This window comes from Roseateles sp. GW821-FHT09G03 (assembly GCF_059416045.1).
The window spans coordinates 1,136,249-1,154,538 of sequence record NZ_JBWKOK010000001.1; the positions used below are offsets into that span (position 1 = coordinate 1,136,249).

The 18,290-nt window shown below is 69.7% G+C and carries 18 protein-coding genes and 1 pseudogene; 10 read left to right on the plus strand and 9 right to left on the minus strand.

The genetic code is table 11. The features are described from left to right. Positions 1–72: 72 nt before the first annotated feature. Both AC07OZ_RS05030 and AC07OZ_RS05035 read right to left on the minus strand, forming a co-directional pair. Positions 73–1,614: a DUF4331 domain-containing protein gene (locus tag AC07OZ_RS05030; protein WP_495466052.1), complete on the minus strand. Its 1,542-nt coding sequence runs from the start codon at positions 1,612–1,614 to the stop codon at positions 73–75. A 321-nt stretch (positions 1,615–1,935) separates the two neighbouring features. After that, positions 1,936–2,631 carry a TetR/AcrR family transcriptional regulator gene (locus tag AC07OZ_RS05035; RefSeq protein ID WP_495466053.1) on the minus strand — a complete coding sequence of 232 codons (696 nt, stop codon included), beginning with the start codon at positions 2,629–2,631 and terminating at the stop codon, positions 1,936–1,938. 134 nt (positions 2,632–2,765) lie between these two features. On the opposite strand from AC07OZ_RS05035, the gene AC07OZ_RS05040 reads away from it, so the two are divergent. Then, positions 2,766–3,926: an FAD-dependent oxidoreductase gene (locus AC07OZ_RS05040; RefSeq protein WP_495466054.1), complete on the plus strand. Its 1,161-nt coding sequence runs from the start codon at positions 2,766–2,768 to the stop codon at positions 3,924–3,926. 187 nt (positions 3,927–4,113) lie between these two features. Beyond that, positions 4,114–4,935, plus strand: a complete 822-nt coding sequence (locus AC07OZ_RS05045; RefSeq protein WP_495466055.1) for a carbonic anhydrase — start codon at positions 4,114–4,116, stop codon at positions 4,933–4,935. A 24-nt stretch (positions 4,936–4,959) separates the two neighbouring features. Here the strand turns inward: AC07OZ_RS05045 and AC07OZ_RS05050 are convergent, their stop codons facing one another. After that, positions 4,960–5,898: an AraC family transcriptional regulator gene (locus AC07OZ_RS05050; protein ID WP_495466056.1), complete on the minus strand. Its 939-nt coding sequence runs from the start codon at positions 5,896–5,898 to the stop codon at positions 4,960–4,962. 152 nt (positions 5,899–6,050) lie between these two features. Between AC07OZ_RS05050 and AC07OZ_RS05055 the strand changes: the two genes are divergently transcribed. After that, positions 6,051–7,172: an SDR family oxidoreductase gene (locus tag AC07OZ_RS05055; RefSeq protein ID WP_495466057.1), complete on the plus strand. Its 1,122-nt coding sequence runs from the start codon at positions 6,051–6,053 to the stop codon at positions 7,170–7,172. Positions 7,173–7,279: 107 nt separating this feature from the next. Here the strand turns inward: AC07OZ_RS05055 and AC07OZ_RS05060 are convergent, their stop codons facing one another. After that, a complete protein-coding gene (locus tag AC07OZ_RS05060) occupies positions 7,280–8,257 on the minus strand; it encodes a tripartite tricarboxylate transporter substrate binding protein (protein WP_495466058.1) in 978 nt (325 codons plus the stop codon). A 25-nt stretch (positions 8,258–8,282) separates the two neighbouring features. Beyond that, positions 8,283–9,062 (minus strand): GntR family transcriptional regulator, encoded by a 780-nt coding sequence (locus AC07OZ_RS05065; protein ID WP_495466059.1) that lies wholly within the window; start codon positions 9,060–9,062, stop codon positions 8,283–8,285. A 35-nt stretch (positions 9,063–9,097) separates the two neighbouring features. Here AC07OZ_RS05065 and AC07OZ_RS05070 point away from each other — a divergent pair, with 35 nt between their 5' ends. Both AC07OZ_RS05070 and AC07OZ_RS05075 read left to right on the plus strand, forming a co-directional pair. After that, positions 9,098–10,015 carry an amidohydrolase family protein gene (locus AC07OZ_RS05070; protein ID WP_495466060.1) on the plus strand — a complete coding sequence of 306 codons (918 nt, stop codon included), beginning with the start codon at positions 9,098–9,100 and terminating at the stop codon, positions 10,013–10,015. Between the two features lie 324 nt (positions 10,016–10,339). After that, positions 10,340–11,095 (plus strand): SDR family oxidoreductase, encoded by a 756-nt coding sequence (locus tag AC07OZ_RS05075; RefSeq protein ID WP_495466061.1) that lies wholly within the window; start codon positions 10,340–10,342, stop codon positions 11,093–11,095. A gap of 59 nt (positions 11,096–11,154) precedes the next feature. On the opposite strand, the gene AC07OZ_RS05080 is transcribed toward AC07OZ_RS05075, so the two are convergent. Then, complete coding sequence (locus tag AC07OZ_RS05080; RefSeq protein WP_495466062.1) at positions 11,155–11,526, minus strand: VOC family protein; 372 nt, start codon at positions 11,524–11,526, stop codon at positions 11,155–11,157. A gap of 207 nt (positions 11,527–11,733) precedes the next feature. On the opposite strand from AC07OZ_RS05080, the gene AC07OZ_RS05085 reads away from it, so the two are divergent. From AC07OZ_RS05085 to AC07OZ_RS05100, 4 genes are all read left to right on the plus strand, one after another. Continuing rightward, entirely contained in the window at positions 11,734–12,498 is a 765-nt protein-coding gene (locus AC07OZ_RS05085) for a hypothetical protein (protein ID WP_495466063.1), read from the plus strand. A 106-nt stretch (positions 12,499–12,604) separates the two neighbouring features. After that, positions 12,605–13,036: a cupin domain-containing protein gene (locus AC07OZ_RS05090; protein ID WP_495466064.1), complete on the plus strand. Its 432-nt coding sequence runs from the start codon at positions 12,605–12,607 to the stop codon at positions 13,034–13,036. Between the two features lie 75 nt (positions 13,037–13,111). Continuing rightward, entirely contained in the window at positions 13,112–13,900 is a 789-nt protein-coding gene (locus AC07OZ_RS05095; protein WP_495466065.1) for a class II aldolase/adducin family protein, read from the plus strand. Positions 13,901–13,927: 27 nt separating this feature from the next. Further along, positions 13,928–14,119 (plus strand): 4-oxalocrotonate tautomerase, encoded by a 192-nt coding sequence (locus AC07OZ_RS05100; RefSeq protein ID WP_495466066.1) that lies wholly within the window; start codon positions 13,928–13,930, stop codon positions 14,117–14,119. Positions 14,120–14,129: 10 nt separating this feature from the next. Here AC07OZ_RS05100 and AC07OZ_RS05105 read toward each other — a convergent pair whose 3' ends face one another. The 3 genes and pseudogenes from AC07OZ_RS05105 to AC07OZ_RS05115 form a co-directional block, all read right to left on the minus strand. Next, positions 14,130–15,143 (minus strand): Bug family tripartite tricarboxylate transporter substrate binding protein, encoded by a 1,014-nt coding sequence (locus tag AC07OZ_RS05105; RefSeq protein WP_495466067.1) that lies wholly within the window; start codon positions 15,141–15,143, stop codon positions 14,130–14,132. Then, positions 15,140–15,598, minus strand: a complete 459-nt coding sequence (locus AC07OZ_RS05110; protein ID WP_495466488.1) for an AtuA-related protein — start codon at positions 15,596–15,598, stop codon at positions 15,140–15,142. Before AC07OZ_RS05110 ends, AC07OZ_RS05105 begins: the two co-directional genes overlap by 4 nt. Positions 15,599–15,679: 81 nt before the next feature. Continuing rightward, positions 15,680–17,026, minus strand: a pseudogene (locus AC07OZ_RS05115) (acyclic terpene utilization AtuA family protein); the annotation flags it as partial. A gap of 138 nt (positions 17,027–17,164) precedes the next feature. On the opposite strand from AC07OZ_RS05115, the gene AC07OZ_RS05120 reads away from it, so the two are divergent. Continuing rightward, positions 17,165–18,175: a LysR family transcriptional regulator gene (locus tag AC07OZ_RS05120; protein WP_495466068.1), complete on the plus strand. Its 1,011-nt coding sequence runs from the start codon at positions 17,165–17,167 to the stop codon at positions 18,173–18,175. The last annotated feature ends 115 nt before the right edge of the window (positions 18,176–18,290 follow it).

Consider the following 18,290-nt stretch of genomic DNA (forward strand, 5'->3'; position numbering starts at 1 on the left):
GCCCGGAGGACCTTGAAGCGATCGAAACGCCCGAAACGCTCGAAGAGGATTCGCTCATGATGGGCTCCTCAATCACTGCGTACCGCCCATGGGCGTGTACAGGTAGGGGAAGCCGGGCAGCAGCGGCACGACGGCCTGGTCGACCGCGTCATGCAGCTTGAACGCCGTGGCGCCCAGCGGGACCGCGGACGGCTTGCAGGCCGCGCCGAGCGCCAGCGCGTCGGTATCGCCGTTGGCCACGCACAGGCCGCCCATCACCGCGACGAGCGAGATGTCCACGACATCGTCCTTCGGCCGGCGGCCGTTCGGATACCCCGCGTTGTCGCTGCCGTGCGCGAGCAGGTTGCCGACGATGCCCAGCCGGTTCTGCTGCGCGAAGGGCACGGCCGCGATGGACGTGTTCAGGCGGAGCTCTTCCGACGCCACCACGTTGGCCGGCTGGTTCACCCCCTTGATGCCGGTGAGGAAGGTCGTGACCAGGTCGTTGCGCGGCAGGTTGGTCGGCGCGGTCCCCGGCAGGTTGAGCACGGTGGACAGCAGCGCCGGCAGGGTCGGGTTGGTCACGTAGTTGGCGAACTGCGCGTCGTCCTTGGGCTTGGACGCGTTGAAGCGGTCCTTGTCGGGCAGGCCGATGACGACCTCGTTGACCAGCGGCATGCCCAGGCGGGAGACCTGGACCCAGGCGCCGCCGGCCTTGTCGCTGTTCTGGTGTCCGGCCTTGGGCGCGGGATCGAGGATGCGGGCCTGGCGCATGCTGGCCGAGGTCCAGCCGCCGATCACCGGTTCGGTGCCGGCGACGAGGCAGCTCTTGTGCACCTCGAGCGCGAGCGTGGTGACGTTCTTCCCCTCCAGCGTGTTGGGCGCCGCGTTGATCTGGGCCGGATCGGTGATGACGCCGACCGGCGCGTTCACGAGGTCGAAGATCGTGCCCAGGTTGACCGCGAACGGGTCCTTGCGCTGGCCCACGAAGACCTTGGCCGGCTGGGCGCAGCCGGGAATGGTGACCGAGTAGATGTGCTTGGCCGCGTAGGCCGGGTAGTCGGCGATCGTCTTCTTGCCGATGTTGTCGACGGGCTTGTCGAAGGACGTCCCGCCGCCGCTGGCGTTGGTGATAGCCGCGCGCGAGCCGGAGCGGCGGTCGCCGCGCACGATGTCCACGGTGTAGCTCTCGTTGAGGTTGAGCGATGCGGCCTTCACGTCGGACACGGGACCCGACTGGATCAGCGGGATCGGCACGGTCTTGTCGCCGATGGTCAGCGCGGTGGCCTTCAGCGAGTTCTTGAAGCGGAACTGGAAGGTGATGTCCTCCTTGGCGTCGCCGTTGTTGTCGACGTGGATCTCGTAGAGCGCGTTCGGGTCCAGCGAGAAGTAGTTGGGACCGCCGTACGGATCCTGCAGCGGCAGGTAGTTGGCGATGAGGGTGACGTAGTCGGTGCGGCCGGCCTCGTAGCTCATGAACATGTAGAAGTCGGTCGCATCCGCCTTGGGGACGGTGGTGATGAACGGCGCCTCGCGGTGGCTGGACGCGAAGGCCAGACCGGCGCACAGCGCGCTCGCGGCGAACAGGCCGACGCGCAGGGATGTCGCCACGGGGGTCAACGGGAATGGGGTCATGAAGTGCTCCTCGTCTGGAGGGAACGATGGGGTGGAGGCAGGCGCGGAGGGTGCCGCCCGAGTCCCTTTACGCGGCGAGGGACGCGTTGGATGCGTCGGTTTCCGCCGTGTCGCGGGTTTGATGTCCACCGCTCCTCCCGGAGGGCAAGGGCGCGCCCCGTGGGCCTGCCGACGCGTCAGCGTTGGACGGGACACGCGCTGCGCGTTTCCGATGAATCCGAATGCCGCATCGCTGCGTACGCGTCGCGCGCAAGGCCTGCCCGGTCCTTGCCTGGGCCTGCATCGACGGCCCCTCAAGGGCATCGGCTGCTTCGGCGCGAGTTACCGCTTCCGACCCGTCGCCTTCGCCGCTGCCTTGATCCCGGCCAGGATCAGATCGACCCCCGCCAGGAAGTCGCCGCGATCGTCGTGATCGCGGAGCTGCGCCGCCACCGATCGCGTGAACGGGTAGTCCCGCTCATCGAGCGCCGACCAGGCATCCGCCACTTCGCCGAGGAAGTCCTCCCGGTCGAGCGCGCGTGTCTGCGCCGAGAGCCGGTTCGCCGCGTTCTGTCCACCGACGCCGAGGATGTAGTGCAGCAGCGCCGAGGTCGCCGACCATTGCGCCGCCGCCGGCGCGCCGAGCGCCCGCACCTGCTGCCCGATGCATTCGAGCAGGCGCACCGTCGGCAGCGCGCCGGCCGAGTGGAACAGCGCGGAGCCGATCCACGGGTGATCGTCCATCGCATCGAACATGCCGAGCGCGAGCGCGCGCATCGTGTCCTCGGGCGTCGCCGCCTCCGCATGGGCGGCCATCACGCCGGCGATCACCGCGTCGCTGGCGGCGACCAGCAGATCACCCTTGTTCGCGATGTGCCAGTAGATCGCCCCGGGTCCGGTCGCGAGCCGTTCCGACAGCGCCCGGAACGTCAGCCCGCCCTCGCCCTCGCTGTCGAGCAGCTCGATGGCGGTCTCGATGATGCGATCCCGCGAGAGGGCGTCCTCGCGCCGTTGAGGCGAGCGTGCTTTCTTGACCATGCCGCATCTTGACACAACTGGAACGCCGCTCCATCATCATGGAACGACATTCCACACATCGTTCCGATCCTTCCCCCCTTCCCCCCTTTCCCCCTTTCCCCCGGGCGATGTCACTCCACCCTGAAGGATTCAAGATGACACGCACGATCGCGATCATTGGCGCCGGCCTCGGCGGACTGATGCTCGCCCGGGTACTCCATGTCCATGGCATCGCCTCGACCGTCTACGAGGCCGAGGCCTCGCCCACCGCGCGCACGCAGGGCGGCATGCTCGACATCCACGACGACAGCGGCCAGATCGCGCTGAAGGCCGCGCGGCTGCATGACGCCTTCGTCCGGCTCATCCATCCCGGCGGCCAGTCGTCGCGGGTGCTCGACCCGACAGGGACGGTGCTGCTCGATCAACCCGATGACGGCCACGGCGGGCGGCCCGAGGTGCGTCGCGGCGAACTCCGCCGTCTGCTGCTGGACTCGCTGCCCGCGGGCACTGTGCAATGGGGACGAAAGCTGGCGTCGGTCGCCGCGCTGGGGAACGGGCAGAACGGACAGGGTGGGCAGCACGCCTTGTCCTTCGTGGACGGCTCAACGGTGACGGCGGATCTGCTCGTCGGCGCCGACGGCGCCTGGTCGAAAGTCCGCCCCCTGCTCTCCGATGCGAAGCCCGCCTACATCGGCACGACCTTCATTGAGACCTACCTGTCCGATGCCGATGTCCGCCATCCCGCGAGCGCGGACGCAGTCGGCGGCGGCGCCTTTTTCGCAATGGCGCCGGGCAAGGGCATCTTTGCGCACCGCGAGCCGGACGGCGTGCTGCACACCTACGTCGCGGTCCGCAAGCCGATGGCGTGGGTGTCGGAGATCGAGGCTGAGGAGACTGCCGAGGCTCTGCGCCGAGTAGCTTCAGAGTTCGAGGGCTGGGCCCCGGCGCTCACCGCGCTCATCACCGACGGCGAGACGGATCCGGTGCTGCGCTCGCTGCACGCTCTGCCTGCGGACCATCGATGGGCGCGCGTGCCCGGCGTGACGCTGATCGGCGATGCGGCGCATCTGATGGCCCCGGCGGGCGATGGCGCGAATCTCGCGATGGTCGATGGCGCCGAACTCGGCGAAGCCATCGCCGCGAACCCGCACGATCTGGAAACCGCACTCGCGGCCTACGAAGAGAAGCTCTTCCCCCGCAGCGCCGAGGCGGCGGCAGGGTCGATCGAGGTGCTCGACGCGTGCCTCGGCGAGGAAGCGCCGCACAGCCTCGTGCGATTCCTCGATCAGGCACGGGGTGACGCCCAGGCGTCGTAGTAGGCATCGCCAGAGGCATCGGTCGAGGCACCGGTCGAGGCATGGGTCGAGGCATGGGTCGAGGCAGCCGTCCGGGCTGGCCACGGAGTTCGCATGCCGGCATCAGTTTGCGGGTCGTGCCACATCGCTTCGGGCGTTCTCGGCCATAACTCCGCCGCGTCTTCACACCCTCTGACCGGAGCCTGCCTTGTCCTACCTTCGCCCCTTCCGCCCATCGATCTTCGCCGCCACGTCGCTGGTCCTGGCGCTGTCGACCGCCCTGCCCCTCGCCCACGCTGAGGGCCGGCAAAGCCCGATCGACATCCACACGGCAACGACCGTCGGCGCGCCCCTTCCGACAATCACCCGCGCCTACCAGACCGCCGAGGTGTCGGTGGTCAACACCTTCAATCCCAACGCGGATCCCTTCGTGCCTGAGGAGTTCGCCACCTTGCGCGTCAACGTGCCGGCAGGCTCGTCGATCACCGTCAACGGCACGACCTACGACCTGGCGCAGTTCCACTTCCACACGCCGTCGGAACACCGGGTGAATGGCAAGGCGGCGCCGATGGAGGTGCACTTCGTCCACGTCAAGCGCGGCGCCTGCCTGGGCGACAGCGACGCCCTGCTGGTGATCGGCGCGCTGGTCAAGGCCGGCGGCGAGCACCATGAGCTGCAGAAGATCTTCAGGCACGCGCTGCCGGAGGATTCGAATGCGGCGCCGCTGACCATCCCCGCTTTCCATCTGGACCGCGTGCTCCCGCACGGCACGCATTCGTGGCGTTACGACGGCTCGTTGACGGCACCGTCCGCCGTGGGGTGCAACAACCCGGCGGGCTCGGTCGCGGATCAGCTCCGCACCGATGTCTTCCCGGAGAACGTCTCCTGGGTGCTGCTGGAAGAGCCCGTCATCATGTCGAGGTCGCAGATCCGTCACTTCCGGGCGCTGTATGAAGCGGCGGGCAATTCGCGCGCGGTCCAGCCCTTGAATGGCCGCACGGTTTATCGCGACCAGGCCGGGCATCACTGAAACGCAGCGGCGGCAAGGCCCTGTTCATCGGGACTGGGGCCCGGCGTCGGCCGCCGCTGCCCGGCGCCACGCCGTCGGCGACCGCCCCATGACGCGCTTGAACGCGTTGCTGAAGGCGCTCTCCGACGCATAACCCAGCGTCTGCGCGAGGACCGCCACCGGCGTGTCCTCTTCGCGCAGCGCGCGCTCCGCCAGCCGCATGCGCCAGTCCGCGAGGTAGGTCAGCGGCGCGACGCCCGCGACCTCCTTGAAACGCACGGCGAAGGTCGTCCGCGACATCGCGCAGGCGCTCGCCAGTTCCTCCAGATGCCAGGCCCGGGCCGGGTCGCCGTGCATCAGGCGCAGCGCCGGCGCGATGCGCGGGTCCGCCATCGCGCGCAGCCAACCCGCCGGCGTCGGGCCGGACGATTCCAGATGCGCGCGCAGGATCTGGATGAACAGCAGTTGCGACAGCTGCTCCGTCACCAGGGGCGTGCCGGGCAGCGGGTGCGCGCGCTCCTCGACCAGCTGGTTCAGCACCCAGCGGAACACCGTCGCCCGCGGCGAGGCCGCCCGGATGTGGATCCACGGCGGCAGGACGCCCTCCAGCAACTTCCCGCTCGCCGGGTCGAGCAAGACGTGACCCCCGAGGTGCGCGAAGTCCTCGCCGTCGCCCAGGGTGGCCGTCGATCGGCCCGCGCCGGAGAACAGTCCCATCGCGTCCACCGGCTCGATGTCCAGGGCGCTGGCCAGCACCGACGCGCGCTTCGCCGCCAGCAGCCCCACGTCGCCGGTCTCGAAGAGGACCGCCTCGGGCTCGCCTTCGATGCGCACCCAGCACTGGCCCTTCACGACAGCGAAGAACTTGATCTTGTCGGGTGCGGGGAAACGGATCGCCCACGCGCCGCCGGCCTGGAAGCCGCCGGTCACCAGGGACTCGGCGCGCGTGAACTTGAGGATGTCGGAAAACGGATCGGCCTGCATGTCCGAACTATCACGCAAGTGATGCGTACGCTCAAGCATTCACAGTTCGGATCGAGCTTCGTATCGTCCCGGTCATGCGGCTCGGTGGCAGCGGACTCCTCCCCGCTCGCCGCGCCGCGCCCACCGTGAACGACAGGAAGAGCATCCACGACATGAGTCCCTCGAACGAACGCGAAGACCCCCGCGCCACGCACCAGACCACGAACCCGGCCACGAACGGCGCCCCCCGCAACGACCGGCACGGCGACCTCGTGCTCGTGACCGGCGGCACCGGCTTCATCGCCCAGCATTGCATCCTCGCGCTGCTCGCGAGCGGCTACCGCGTGCGGACCACGCTCCGCTCCGCGAAGCGCGAGGCCGAGGTCCTCACGCACCTGCGCGTCGGCGGCGCCGAACCCGGCGATCGCCTGTCCTTCGTCGTCGCCGATCTGTCGGCGGATGCAGGGTGGTCGGACGCTGTGGCGGGATGCCGCTATGTGTTGCACGGCGCATCGCCCACGCCCTCCGGCGCGCAGACGACCGAGGATGACTGGGTCCGTCCCGCGGTGGACGGCAACCTGCGCGTGCTGCGCGCCGCGCGGGACGCCGGCGTGAAGCGGGTCGTGCTGACCTCCGCCTTCGGCGCGATCAGCGCCGGTCATGGGCCGATGTCCCGTCCGTTCGACGAGACCGACTGGAGCGACCTCACCGGCAAGTCCGGCGAGGTCTGGCCGTATCAGAAGTCCAAGACCCTGGCCGAACGCGCGGCGTGGGATTTCATCGCGAAGGAAGGTCGCGGGCTCGAGCTGTCCGCGATCAACCCGGTGGCGGTGTTCGGCCCGGCGCTGGGGCCTGACACCTCCCATTCCATCGGCATCATCCAGCGGATGATGGACGGTCAGCCTGGCTGTCCGAAGATCAATACCTGCGTCGTCGATGTCCGCGATGTCGCGGACCTGCATCTGCGCGCGATGACGGATCCGGCCGCCAACGGCGAGCGTTTCCTCGCCACCGCCGGCGACAGCCTGTGGATGGTCGACATCGCGAAGGTACTCAAGCGGCAGCTGGGCGCCGCCGCGCACCGCGTGAAGACGCGGGTGCTCCCGAACTGGCTGGTGAAGCTGATCGGGCGCGGCACGCCCGCGGGACGCAGCGTCGCCTCGCTGCTCGGCCGCAACCTGAACGCCTCCGGCAACAAGGCCCGGCGTGTGCTCGGCTGGCGTCCGCGCTCGAACGAGGAAGCGATCATCGCGACCGCCGAGAGCCTCATCCGATTGGGCATGCTGCGCGACTGACGCAACGCGGCTCCGATTTGGGATGCATCGCTAGGCGCAAACCGGAGCCATAGCAGCGCTATGGCGAGGATTTGCAACGACGCGAGGCGCCCAAAGCGGAGTCGCGCTCATTCCACGGTGATGCTGCGCTCCTTGATCAGTGTCGCCATGCGCTTGAGTTCGGCGTCGACGAACTTCTCCGACTCGGCGACGCCGCCGTGGAAGGCGTCACCGCCGAGCTCGGCGATCTTCGCCTTCACTTCCGGCGAGGCCAGCGCCTGCTGGACGGCCTTGGACAGGCGATCGATCACCGGCGCGGGCGTGCCGACCGGGGCGAACAGCCCGTTCCATTCGTACATCTCGAAGCCCGGCAGGCCGGCCTCGGCGCCGGTGGGCACGTCCGGCAGCGCCGCCGAGCGCTTCTTCCCGCTGACCGCCAGCGGGCGCAGCTTGCCTTGCTTCACGTACTGCAGCGTCGAGGCCACGTTGCCGAAGAACACGGGCACCTGGCCGCCGATGACGTCGGTCAGCGCCGGGCCGCCACCCTTGTACGGGACGTGCATCATCTCGACCTTCGCGGCCTGCTCGAACAGCACGCCGGCGATGTGCTGCGCCGAGCCGTTGCCCGACGAGGCGAAGGCCACGGCATCCGTCTTCACCTTGGCCGCGGCCACCAGTTCCGCGGCGTTCTTCGCGGGGAACTGCGCGTTCACCAGCACGACGTTGGGGAACAGCGCCGTCACCGCGACCGTCTTGAAGGCCTTGCCCTGCTTGTACGGCGAGTTGGGGAACAGCGTCGGCGTGACCGCGTACGAGGATGCATCGAACAGCAGCGTGTAGCCGTCGGCCGGCGCGCGCGAGACGGCGCCGGCGGCGATCTGGCCGCTGCCGCCGGGACGGTTCTCGATGATGATGGTCTGCCCGAGGACCTCGCCCACCTTGGGCGCGATCAGGCGCGCGATCAGGTCCGCGCCGCCGCCGGGCGGGTAGCTCACCATGAAGGTCACCGGCTTGGTGGGCCAGGCTTGCGCCGAGGCGCCGCCGGAGAAGCTGCCGAGGGCGGCCAGGGCCAGCGCCGTCAGCACGGCATGGCGTCGTTGGATCATCGTGGGTCTCCAGAGGAAAAGAGGATCAGCGCGTCTCGGCGCTGTAGTGGAAAGCGGTGGCGTCGCCCCAGGTGGTGCGCAGCTCGATGCACTGGCCGCCCAGGTCGAAGGCCTTGCGGTCGACGCGGATCCCGGGGGCGCCCTCGGGCAGGTCCAGCAGGGCGGCGGTCGCGGCATCCAGATGCCCGAAGGTCAGTTCATCGGCGGCCCGCGCGACCGTGACGCCGCACAGGCGGGCCAGCATCGGATAGAGCAGGTCCTCCCAGTCGCCCAGCGGAAGTTCGCGCAACGCGGCGAAGCGGGCGAGCGGCAGCAGGAGGTCTTCGGCGAGCACCGGCTTCGCGTCGAGCAGCCGCACCCGCTTCACGCGCAGCGCGCTGTCGCCGGTCTGCTGGCCGAGCGCCTGGGCCTCGGCGGCGCGCAGGCGGACGGTCTGGCAGCGCCGGACCTGCGCGGTGGGCGGCCCGCCCGCCGGACCGCGGAAGCGGAAGAAGCGCAGCAGCGACGGCCCGTTCAAGCCCTGCGTGACGAAGGTGCCCTTGCCGTGCACGCGCTGGATGATGCCCTCGGCCGCCAGCATGGCGACGGCCTGCCGGACCGTCCCGAGCGCGACACCGAAGCGCTGCGCGAGGTCGGTCTCCGAGGGAATCGCCGCGCCGGCGGACCACTCGCCGCCGATGATGCGCTGGCGCAGGTCCTGCGCGAGCTGCGCATAACGGCTGACGCCGGCGGCCGGGACGATTCCCGTTTCCGGAGTTCCCGAGGGGGTTGAAGTGCTCGATGTACTCGATGTGCGCAAAGCCATTTTCCTATAGTCCTCTATAGGACTAGAATTCACGCATGATGCCGACGCCTCTTTCCGCCGTCAACCCCGCCGTCAACCCCGCCGTCAACCCCGCCGTCAACCCCGCCGTCAAGCCCGCCATCAGCCCCACCGGCCTGAGCGAGGCCATGACCACACCGGGTCCAGGCATGGGCACCGCCCCGCCGCTCTCGGGCGTGGTCGACGCGCATTTCCATGCGTTCGGGCTGACGACCTCGGGCGTGCCGGGATCGCGCTACGTGCCGGACTACGCGGCACCGATCGAGGCCTGGGACGCGGCGGTCGCGCCGCAGGGGATCTCGCACGGCGTGATCGTGCAGCCGAGCTTCCTCGGCACCGACAACAGCCAGCTGTTGAGCTTGCTGGCGGAGCGGCCCGCGCACTTGCGAGGCGTGGCCGTCGTCGGCCCCGGCTTCGCGGTGAATGAGCTCCGTCGCATGGACGCGCTCGGCGTCTGCGGCGTCCGTCTCAACCTGGTCGGCACCGATCACCGGATCGGCGAGGCACTGCATCCGCTCTTCGATCAATTGGAAGCACTGTCCTGGCATCTGCAGATCCACACGGACCACGGCCGTCTCGCGGACGTGCTGCGGCAACTCCCCGAGTCCTTGACGGTCGTCGTCGACCACTTCGGCAAGCCGGCGGCGCCGACCGAGGTGAGCGGCCTGGTCGCGGGACAGCACGACCGGCTCTTCGTGAAGCTGAGCGCGCCCTACCGCCTGGCGGCCGGCTGCGAGGCCAGGGACCTGGCGGCCCGCTGGCTGGACCGCGTGGGTCCGATGCGGCTGGTGTGGGGCAGCGACTGGCCGTGCACGGCTCATGAAGACGCACAGGCGACGTCCGCTTCGCCGCGGTGGCTCGCCGACTGGCTGGCTTCGGACACGATGACCGAGGTCGTGCTCACCGACAACGCGTTGAGCCTCTACGGCTTCTGAGCGCAGCGCCGCTGCGTCCGCCGAGTCCGCCGCGTCCGCTGTACCCAGGCAACACCCGCGCGATCCCCGCCGGCGCAATACCCGCGCGGCTCCCGCTACACTTCGTCCCGCAGTGCGTTTCCCGCGCTGCCGTAGGCGTTACCGTCATCCAACGCGTCCTTTGTCGAGAGGAGCCCAGCGGGGCAGTTCTCGATGAATCACGACGCCGTTTCCGATGACCACTGGTATCGCCTGCCCGGGCTCCGTTCCCCCCTCTGGCCCGGGCGTCTTTCTGCCGGTCTGGTCTGCGGCGTCTCCGCAACCTGATTTCCAGAAGGACTTCCCATGAAACTCACCGGCAACACCATCCTCGTCACGGGCGGCACCAGCGGCATCGGCCGCGCGCTGGCCGAGGCGCTGCATGACCGCGGCAATCGCGTCATCGTCACCGGGCGGCGGCAGCCACTGCTCGAGGAGATGAGCCTCGCGCGGCCCGGCCTCGTCGGCCTCGCGTTGGACGTCGACGACCCCGCGTCGTTCGCGCGCTTCACGGCGACCTTGCGCGCGCACTTCCCCGAGCTCAACGTGCTCATCGCCAACGCGGGCATCTCCCGCACGGAGGACATGCGCAGCGACGGGTGGACCGCGGACGATGCCGAGGCCATCGTGCAGACCAACATCCTGGGCGTGGTGCGCGTCGCGGCCGCGGTGCTGCCGCTGCTCAAGGGCAAGGCGGACGCGGCCTTCCTCGCGACCAGCTCGGCACTGGCCTTCGTGCCCCGCGCGGACTTCCCGACCTACTGCGCGAGCAAGGCCTTCCTGCACTCGTGGCTGCAGTCGCTGCGGCATCAGATGCGCGGCGTCCCGATCGAGGTGCTGGAGCTTTCGCCGCCGTATGTGCAGACCGGACTGACCGGCGCGCAGCAGGCGAGCGATCCCCGCGCCATGCCGTTGGCGGACTACGTCGCCGAGGTGCTGCGGCTCCTGGAAGACGGCCGGACGCCGCGCGGCGAGGTGCTGCTCGATCGCGACCTCGCCCGCCGCTGGGCGGAGCGCGACGGGACCTACGAGTCGCTCTTCGCGGCGATGAACCCGGGCTGAACGGCGCGCTGCGGCGCCGAGGCGGTGAGGCACTGACGCGCCGAGGCGCCGACGGGCGCTCAGCCCGCCGCGTAGCAGACCGCTTCGATGTTGTGCCCGTCCGGATCGATGATGAAGGCCGCGTAGTAGTTCGCGTGGTACTTCGGACGCAGTCCGGGCGGGCCGTTGTCCTTGCCGCCGGCCGCCAGCGCGGCGCGATGAAAGGCGTCGACCTGCTGGCGAGTCTGCGCGACGAAGGCGATGTGCAGCGGCGCCGTCCGCTCCTCCGTCTGGAACAGGCACAGCGACGCGTCGTTGCTGCCGCAGATCTCGATGCCGTAGCTCGGGACGCCCTCCCCGCCGATGGTCACGCCGAGCGGCTCGAGCGCCTGGAGATAGAAGGTCCGGCTCGCGGCATAGTCGCGGACGCCGAATTTGACGTGGTCGAACATGAACGCTCCTGAAAAAAGGGGGGCCCATCATCGCGCCGTCCGTGCCTACCGGTCAGGCAGGCCGCATGCCCTGGTCGCCGGCGATCGATAAGGCGGGATGAGCCTTCCGGGCCATTCCCTTGGGAATCGACTCGCGGTTACCCTGAGCTCGACATGTCATCAATTCGCAATATTTCTTCTGTAGGGCTTGTCGGTGCAGACCCGGGCGTGCTGTCTTGGTGGCGCGCCCTTCGCGCGATCGCCGTGCTCAACGTCTGCCTGTGGCTGGCGGTGCTGCAGTTCGCGCCGATCAGCGGCTTCCAGGCTCACCTGCACCTGGCGCTGTCCGGTGTCTACGTGCTGGTCTGCGCCTATCGCTCGCTGTTTCCTCGGGTGGACCTCGAGCGGCTGGTCGTGGTCGACACCCCGCTGTCCAGCATCTTCCTGGGCCGCACGGCGGCCACGATCGCGGAGATCTGTTTCGCGTTCCAGCTGGGGCTGCTGGTCCATCAGCTGGCGGCGCATGCCGGCATGCCGGCTGTGCAGAAGGCGGCTTGGGCGATCCCGCTGTTCATGGTGATCGCCCAGGGCTTCTGCTGGCACAGCGTGCTGACGCTGAACCACATCACCCAGGCCGTCGAGTCCTCGCTCTGGGCGGCGGGCTTCAGCTGGATGGCGATCCTGCTCGGCGTCATCGCGGTGAACAGCACGGGCTGGGTCCACGCGGTGGCGCTCTTCGGGATCGTGGGCGCGATGGGCTTCGTCGCGTATGTGCTGAGCGTCGACGTGCCGATGTACTGCCGCCGCTACCGCGAAGGACGCGCGCGCGGGCTGGTCTACATGCGCCTGGACGAAGGCGCGCGCGACGCCTGGAGTCGCCGCGTGCACAGCGGGAGCTGGGTCGCGTGGAAGGCCGATGCGCTGTGGCTGACGCCGTACTTCAGCTTCGGGGTGTGGGCGAGCATTGCGATGGTGTGCGTGCCGGGGGTGTGAGCCGCTGAATTGCAGAACCCGTGGTGCAGCGCGATTGCGCGTTTCTGGTGCTTGTCCATGATCCCGGATGGCGCCATCGTTGAGCCCTCGTCAACCTGGAACGCCAATGCAATTCGCTCGTCTCTTCCTTGTCACCGCCGTGTGCATGGCCTCGTGCCTGTCGGCCCGCGCCCACGACCTCGCCGGTACTCAAGAACCATCGGGCGAAATCGTCAAGCCCGTCTTTTCACGCGACATTCCCAACATCCCCGGAAAGTCCCTCCGCGCCGTCGAAGTGAATTACGCCCCGGGCGCCAAGTCGCCGTCCCACCGCCATGCGCCCTCCGCCTTCATCTATGGCTACGTCGTCAGTGGCAGCATTCGCAGTCAGGTCGAGGGCGAACCCGCGCGCATCTACAAGGCCGGGGAGAGCTTCTACGAGGATCCCGGGGCGCACCATCTGATCAGCGGCAATGCCAGCAAGACGAGGCCGGCCAAGCTCCTCGCCGTCTTTGTCGCCGACAGCGCCGACCAGCCGCTCACCGTCCACGACAAGTAGGCGTCGGCTGCGGATCTCCAGCCCCTGCGCGTGGAATAGACTGCGCCGCATTGCCATCGATCGACACACGCGCCAATGCCCTGGGTTCACGGAGACTGGATTGAAGACGACGAAGAGGCCCACCCGCGCACCGAATCCGACGTGCGCACCGACCTCGCCGCCGCCTATCGCCTGGCCGCGCTCGCGGGTTGGGATGACACGATCTACACGCACCTGTCGGCCGCCGTTCCGGGCGAACCCGGCGTCTACCTGCTGAATGAATTCGGCCTCGGCTTCGACGAGGTCTGCGCCTCCAGCCTGGTGAAGGTCGACGTGCGCGGCCGTGTCGTCGACGGCACCGGCCGGCGCGTGAATCCGAGCGGCTTCGCGATCCACGGCGCCGTGCACGCTGCCCGCCCCGACGTCGAGTGCGTGATCCACCTGCACGCGCCCTGGGGCGTCGCGCTGGCGATGCTGCCCGGCGGGCTGCAACCGACCTCGCAATGGGCGATGCGCCTGCACGGGCGGCTCGGACGGCATGCCTACGAAGGCCTCGCGCTCGGAGCCGATGAGCAGACGCGACTCGTCGCCAATCTCGGCGCGCTCGACGGCCTGATCCTCGAGAACCACGGCACGCTGACCGTCGGCCGTTCCGTGGCCGAGGCCTATCTATTGATGCACATCCTCGAGCGCGCCGCACAGGCGCAATTGCGCGCGATGGCCGCAACGGCCGCGACCGGCGGCCGCGTGCTGCAGGTCAGCGACGAACTCGCCACCCTGACCCACCACCAATGGGTCGGCGACGGCACCGAACGCGACGGCGACGCGGAATGGCCCGCGCTGCTGCGCCGCGTGGAGCGGCTGTCGCCCGGCTTCCGAGACTGAATCCCCCACACTCCCAGGAGAACTCCCATGCCCACCCTCCGCGTCGAACTCTTCGAAGGCCGCACCCCGCAGCAGAAGGCCGATCTGGCCAAGGAACTCACCGAGGCCTGCGTCCGCGTGCTCGGCGGCAGCGCCGACGGCGTCGATGTCGTGTTCTTCGACGTGAAGCGTCAGGACTGGGCGACCGGCGGGGTGTTGTGGAGCGAGAAAGGGAAGTAAGGCGGAAGGATCACTCCGGCTCGATCCCCGCCGCCTTGATGATCACTCCCCACTTGCGCGTCTCCGCCTCCTGGAACGCGCGCAGCTCGTCCGGCGTGCTGGACCAGGCGTCCACGCCGGCAGCTTCGAAGAAGGTCTTGGCCGGCAGACTGCGCAGCGCGGCGGTCAGCAGCTCGCGCAACCGTTGCACCACCGGCGCCGGCGTCGCGGCCGGCACGTAGGCCGCGAACCAGTAGCTCATGTCGTAGCCCTTGACGCCGGCCTCGTCGATCGTCGGCACGTCCGGCAGCAGCGGCGAGCGCTTCGTCATCGAGAAGCCCAGCGCCCTCACCTTCCCGCCCTTGATCTGCGGCAGCCCCGTGGCCGTGTCGGTGATCATGAAATCGACCTGCCCGCCGATCAGGTCGGTCAAGGCCGGCGGGTTGCTCTTGTACGGCACGTGCAGCAGCTGCGTGTGCGAAAGCTGCTGGAACTGCTCGCCCGCGACGCGGCTCGACGCGCTCCCGCTGCCGAAGCTCACCTTGCCCGGCTCGCGCTTCGCGCGCGCGATCACGTCGGCCACGGACTTGTACGGGCCGTCCGCCTTCACCACCATCACCTGGCCGCCCTTGCCCAGCCCCGTCACCGGCGCGAAGTCCTTCACCGGGTCGTAGGGCAGCTTCCGGTACAGGTGGGGATTGGCGGCCTGTGTCGTGTTGGTCGTGATCAGCACCGTGTAGCCGTCCGGCGCGGCACGCGCGCCCTGCTGTGCCGCGAGCATGCCGCTGGCACCGGACTTGTTGTCGACGACGACCGCCAGCTTCGTCTGCTCCGTGACCGCCTGGCCCAGCGCCCGCGCCAGTTGATCCGTCGCGCTCGCCGCGGCGAACGGGACCAGGAAGGTGATCGGCCGGCTCGGATAGCCGGCCGCGCCTTGCGTCTGCGTCTGCGTCTGGGCGTGCGCCGGCGCGGCCGCGGAGAGCGCCGCGGCGCACGCGGCAGTCAGCAGGGCCCGTCGGCGGTTGATCGGCTTCGGGAAGGTCATCGGGTCATCTCCATCATGTCGTTGTATTCCAGGACCGGTCGCCGGAGCATCGGCAGCAGAGGCTCCGGCACCTCCAGCGGCATCGCCAGCACGACGAAGGACAGCGCCTTGCCATGACTGTCGAGGTTCAGCGCATCGTTGACGCCGCCGTCGAGGACGTCGTCCAGCACGAAGTTCATCGCATGCAGCTCCGGCAGCAGGTAGCGCGTCACGCGGCTCGGGCGGCGGAAAGCGAATCCCCGGGCCACGGCCTCCTCGGTGAGTTGCGCCACCAGCAGCGGGTACAGCGCCGGGTGCCAGGCGATCACGCTGATGTTGGAGCGGTTGCCCTTGTCGCCCGTGCGGCCGTGGGCGGCGAGGCGGAGTTCGACGATGCGCGTGGCGGATGCGGTTGTGGATGCAGATGCGGCGCGGGAAGGCACCGTCGTGCGCGTGGCCAAGCGCGGGCTCTCCACGGTGCATGGGGGATCCCTCCTGGACCCCCAAGCACCATTCCGGCCCCAGCCACCCTCGCTGCCTTCCGATGAGAGCGTGATCGTCGGAGCGGCCAGTTGTCGAGGGAACTGGCATGAACTCAGACCGAGGCGCTGGCGCAGATTCGTCCTCACGCCGCCGCCGCCCGCGGGACCGCAGGTGTACAGCGCCGTGACCTCGCGCGTCAGGCGCTCGGCGGCGGCACGCCCGGCGTGATTCGCCGCGACGCGCAGCCGCACGTCGCGCGCGTCGCCGGTCTCCAGGCGCGCGAATGCAACGCCGCCGTCATCGCCCAGCACGCTCGTCACGCCGATCAGGTCGACCCGCAGCGGCCCTTGCCGGTCCCATCCGTTCAGGCGGGTGCGGAGCACATCGGCCGCGAGCCGCGCGCGCGCTTCCGCGCCGGGGCCCGCGTAGGAGATCTCGCCTTCCGCCAGCCAGCCGTTGGCGAAGAACACGTTCGCCTTCAGGGCCTCCGGCCGCGCGTGCCCGCGCACGCCGGACAGCCGCACCGCATCCAGGCCGACCTGCTGGACCTGTGCCTCGCCGATGTCCGCGACGACGTCCGGCGTCAGGTAGGCCGCGGGGTCGTGCAGCTCGTACAGCAGTTGCTCCTTGACGGTGTGTTCGTCGACGCAGCCGCCGGTGCCATCGGCCTTGAAGACCGTGCAACTGCCGTCCGCCTGGATCCGGGCGATGGGGAAACCCACGGCCGCCAGGTCCGGCACCTCCTTGAATCCCGGGTCCGCGTAGTAGCCGCCGCAGACCTGGGCGCCGCATTCCAGCAGATGGCCGGCCATCGTCGCGCCGGCCAGACGATCCCAGTCGTAGAGTGCCCAGCCGAAATGGGCGAGCGCCGGCCCGACCGTCAAGGACGGGTCCGCCACGCGGCCGGTGACGACGACATCCGCGCCCAGGCGCAAGGCTTCCGCGATCCCTTCCGCGCCGAGATAGACGTTGGCGCAGGCGATGGTGTCCTCGGCGATCGCGTGGCCCTCGCGGGCCAGCGTCTGTGTGAGCAGCGCGCGTTGCTCGGGCGATTCCAGCGCATCGCCGCCGACGACGGCAACGACCGGCACCCGCAGGCCGAGTTCGGCCGCCAGGGCCCGCACGCGGCGCGCCGCGGCCGGCGGATTCGCCGCGCCGAAGTTGCCCACGATCGGGATGCGATGGGCGAGGCAGTCCGCGAACACCGGCCGCAGCATCTCGTCGAGCAGCGGCTCGAAGCCGCTCTCGGGGTCCTGCTGCCGCGCCAGTTGCGCCAGCGCGAGCGTGCGCTCGGCCAGCGTCTCGAAGATCAGCGCCGCCGGGCCGCCCAGGCGGATCAGGGTGTCGACGACCGGGCGTGCCGCATCGGTCCGATCGCCGGAGAAACCGGCGGCGCAGCCGACGAGCAAGGACGTGGCCACCGACGTGGCCACGGCCGTTGATGCGGCGCTTGTTGCGGACGTAGTAGCAGACGCTGAGACGGGTTCCATGCCTCGACTGTAGGGAGGCAGCGCCTATAGGAGAATTTGATTGTTTGGATCAGCTGATCGGTGAGTCAAATGAATCAGTCGTCGAGGGCTTCGACCCGCGTGTCGCCGTTGTCCAACCTGTCGGCCAGGCAGCTCGCCGCCTTCGTCGCCTTGTCGGAGCTGCGCAGCTTCACGCGCGCCGCCGCGCAGTGCCACCTGTCGCAGCCGGCCTTCAGCGCGTTGATCCGGTCGCTGGAGGAAGGCCTGGGCGCCCGCCTCTTCGACCGGACGACCCGGGCGGTGGAGCCCACGGTCGAAGGCGCGCTGTTCCTGGATCCGGCCCGCCGGCTGCTGATGGACATGCGGCTCGCGACCGACGACCTGCGCGACCACGTCGCGCGCCGCCGCGGCCGCGTGGCGCTGGCGGCCTTGCCCGCGCTCGTGGCGGGTTGGCTGCCGCCGCACCTCGCGGCCTTCCGCAAGGAGTACCCGGGCATCGAGCTCGACCTCGCGGACGTGCTGTCGGAAAGCTGCGTGGAGCGCGTCCGTTCGGGCCGTGCCGACCTAGCGCTGGCCGCCGTGCGCGCCACCGCGCCGGAGCTGTCGGTCGAGCCCTTCCTGTCCGACGACTTCTACCTGGTCTGCCGGCGGGACCATCCGCTGGCGCGACGCCGCCGGCCCCGGCTGGAGGAGTGCGCGAACCATGCGCTGATCGGACTCGCGCGCCACAGCAGCGTGCGGCAGGCGCTGGACGCCGCGCGCCCCAGCAGCGTGCGGCAGGCGCTGGACGACGCGCTGCCCGCGCAGCCCTTGCGGCCGGTGCTGGAGTTCGAGCAGCTCAGCTCGGTGGCGGGCATGGTCGTCGCGGGCCACGGCGTGACGCTCGTGCCGGCGTTGACGCTGTTCCACTTCAACCACCCGGACCTGATCGCGCGCCCGATCGCCGACGAGGGGCTGCAACGCCACATCTACCTGATCTGCCGGCGCGATCGCGCGCTATCGGCCGCGGCGCAGGCGATGGCGGAATGCCTGTGGCGCTGGGCCACCGAAGGGCCGAAGCGGCCGGGGGTGACGGTGCGCTGCACGCCGATCAAGGCCTGACGGGCAAGATCGTGAACGTCTTCACGCCGACCCGCCGGGTAGGGCAATGCCTGACACCCGCAGTGGCAAGAACGGCGCAGACAGCCTGGCCGCGCGGTGCCAATATCGGGCCAGG

Excerpts from the sequence above, each read along its gene's own strand:
- AC07OZ_RS05030 (WP_495466052.1), bottom strand. The coding sequence starts at position 1,614 with ATGACCCCATTCCCGTTGACCCCCGTGGCGACATCCCTGCGCGTCGGC.
- AC07OZ_RS05035 (WP_495466053.1), bottom strand. The coding sequence starts at position 2,631 with ATGGTCAAGAAAGCACGCTCGCCTCAACGGCGCGAGGACGCCCTCTCG.
- AC07OZ_RS05040 (WP_495466054.1), top strand. The coding sequence starts at position 2,766 with ATGACACGCACGATCGCGATCATTGGCGCCGGCCTCGGCGGACTGATG.
- AC07OZ_RS05050 (WP_495466056.1), bottom strand. The coding sequence starts at position 5,898 with ATGCAGGCCGATCCGTTTTCCGACATCCTCAAGTTCACGCGCGCCGAG.
- AC07OZ_RS05055 (WP_495466057.1), top strand. The coding sequence starts at position 6,051 with ATGAGTCCCTCGAACGAACGCGAAGACCCCCGCGCCACGCACCAGACC.
- AC07OZ_RS05060 (WP_495466058.1), bottom strand. The coding sequence starts at position 8,257 with ATGATCCAACGACGCCATGCCGTGCTGACGGCGCTGGCCCTGGCCGCC.
- AC07OZ_RS05065 (WP_495466059.1), bottom strand. The coding sequence starts at position 9,062 with ATGGCTTTGCGCACATCGAGTACATCGAGCACTTCAACCCCCTCGGGA.
- AC07OZ_RS05070 (WP_495466060.1), top strand. The coding sequence starts at position 9,098 with ATGATGCCGACGCCTCTTTCCGCCGTCAACCCCGCCGTCAACCCCGCC.
- AC07OZ_RS05075 (WP_495466061.1), top strand. The coding sequence starts at position 10,340 with ATGAAACTCACCGGCAACACCATCCTCGTCACGGGCGGCACCAGCGGC.
- AC07OZ_RS05080 (WP_495466062.1), bottom strand. The coding sequence starts at position 11,526 with ATGTTCGACCACGTCAAATTCGGCGTCCGCGACTATGCCGCGAGCCGG.
- AC07OZ_RS05090 (WP_495466064.1), top strand. The coding sequence starts at position 12,605 with ATGCAATTCGCTCGTCTCTTCCTTGTCACCGCCGTGTGCATGGCCTCG.
- AC07OZ_RS05095 (WP_495466065.1), top strand. The coding sequence starts at position 13,112 with ATGCCCTGGGTTCACGGAGACTGGATTGAAGACGACGAAGAGGCCCAC.
- AC07OZ_RS05100 (WP_495466066.1), top strand. The coding sequence starts at position 13,928 with ATGCCCACCCTCCGCGTCGAACTCTTCGAAGGCCGCACCCCGCAGCAG.
- AC07OZ_RS05105 (WP_495466067.1), bottom strand. The coding sequence starts at position 15,143 with ATGACCTTCCCGAAGCCGATCAACCGCCGACGGGCCCTGCTGACTGCC.
- AC07OZ_RS05120 (WP_495466068.1), top strand. The coding sequence starts at position 17,165 with ATGAATCAGTCGTCGAGGGCTTCGACCCGCGTGTCGCCGTTGTCCAAC.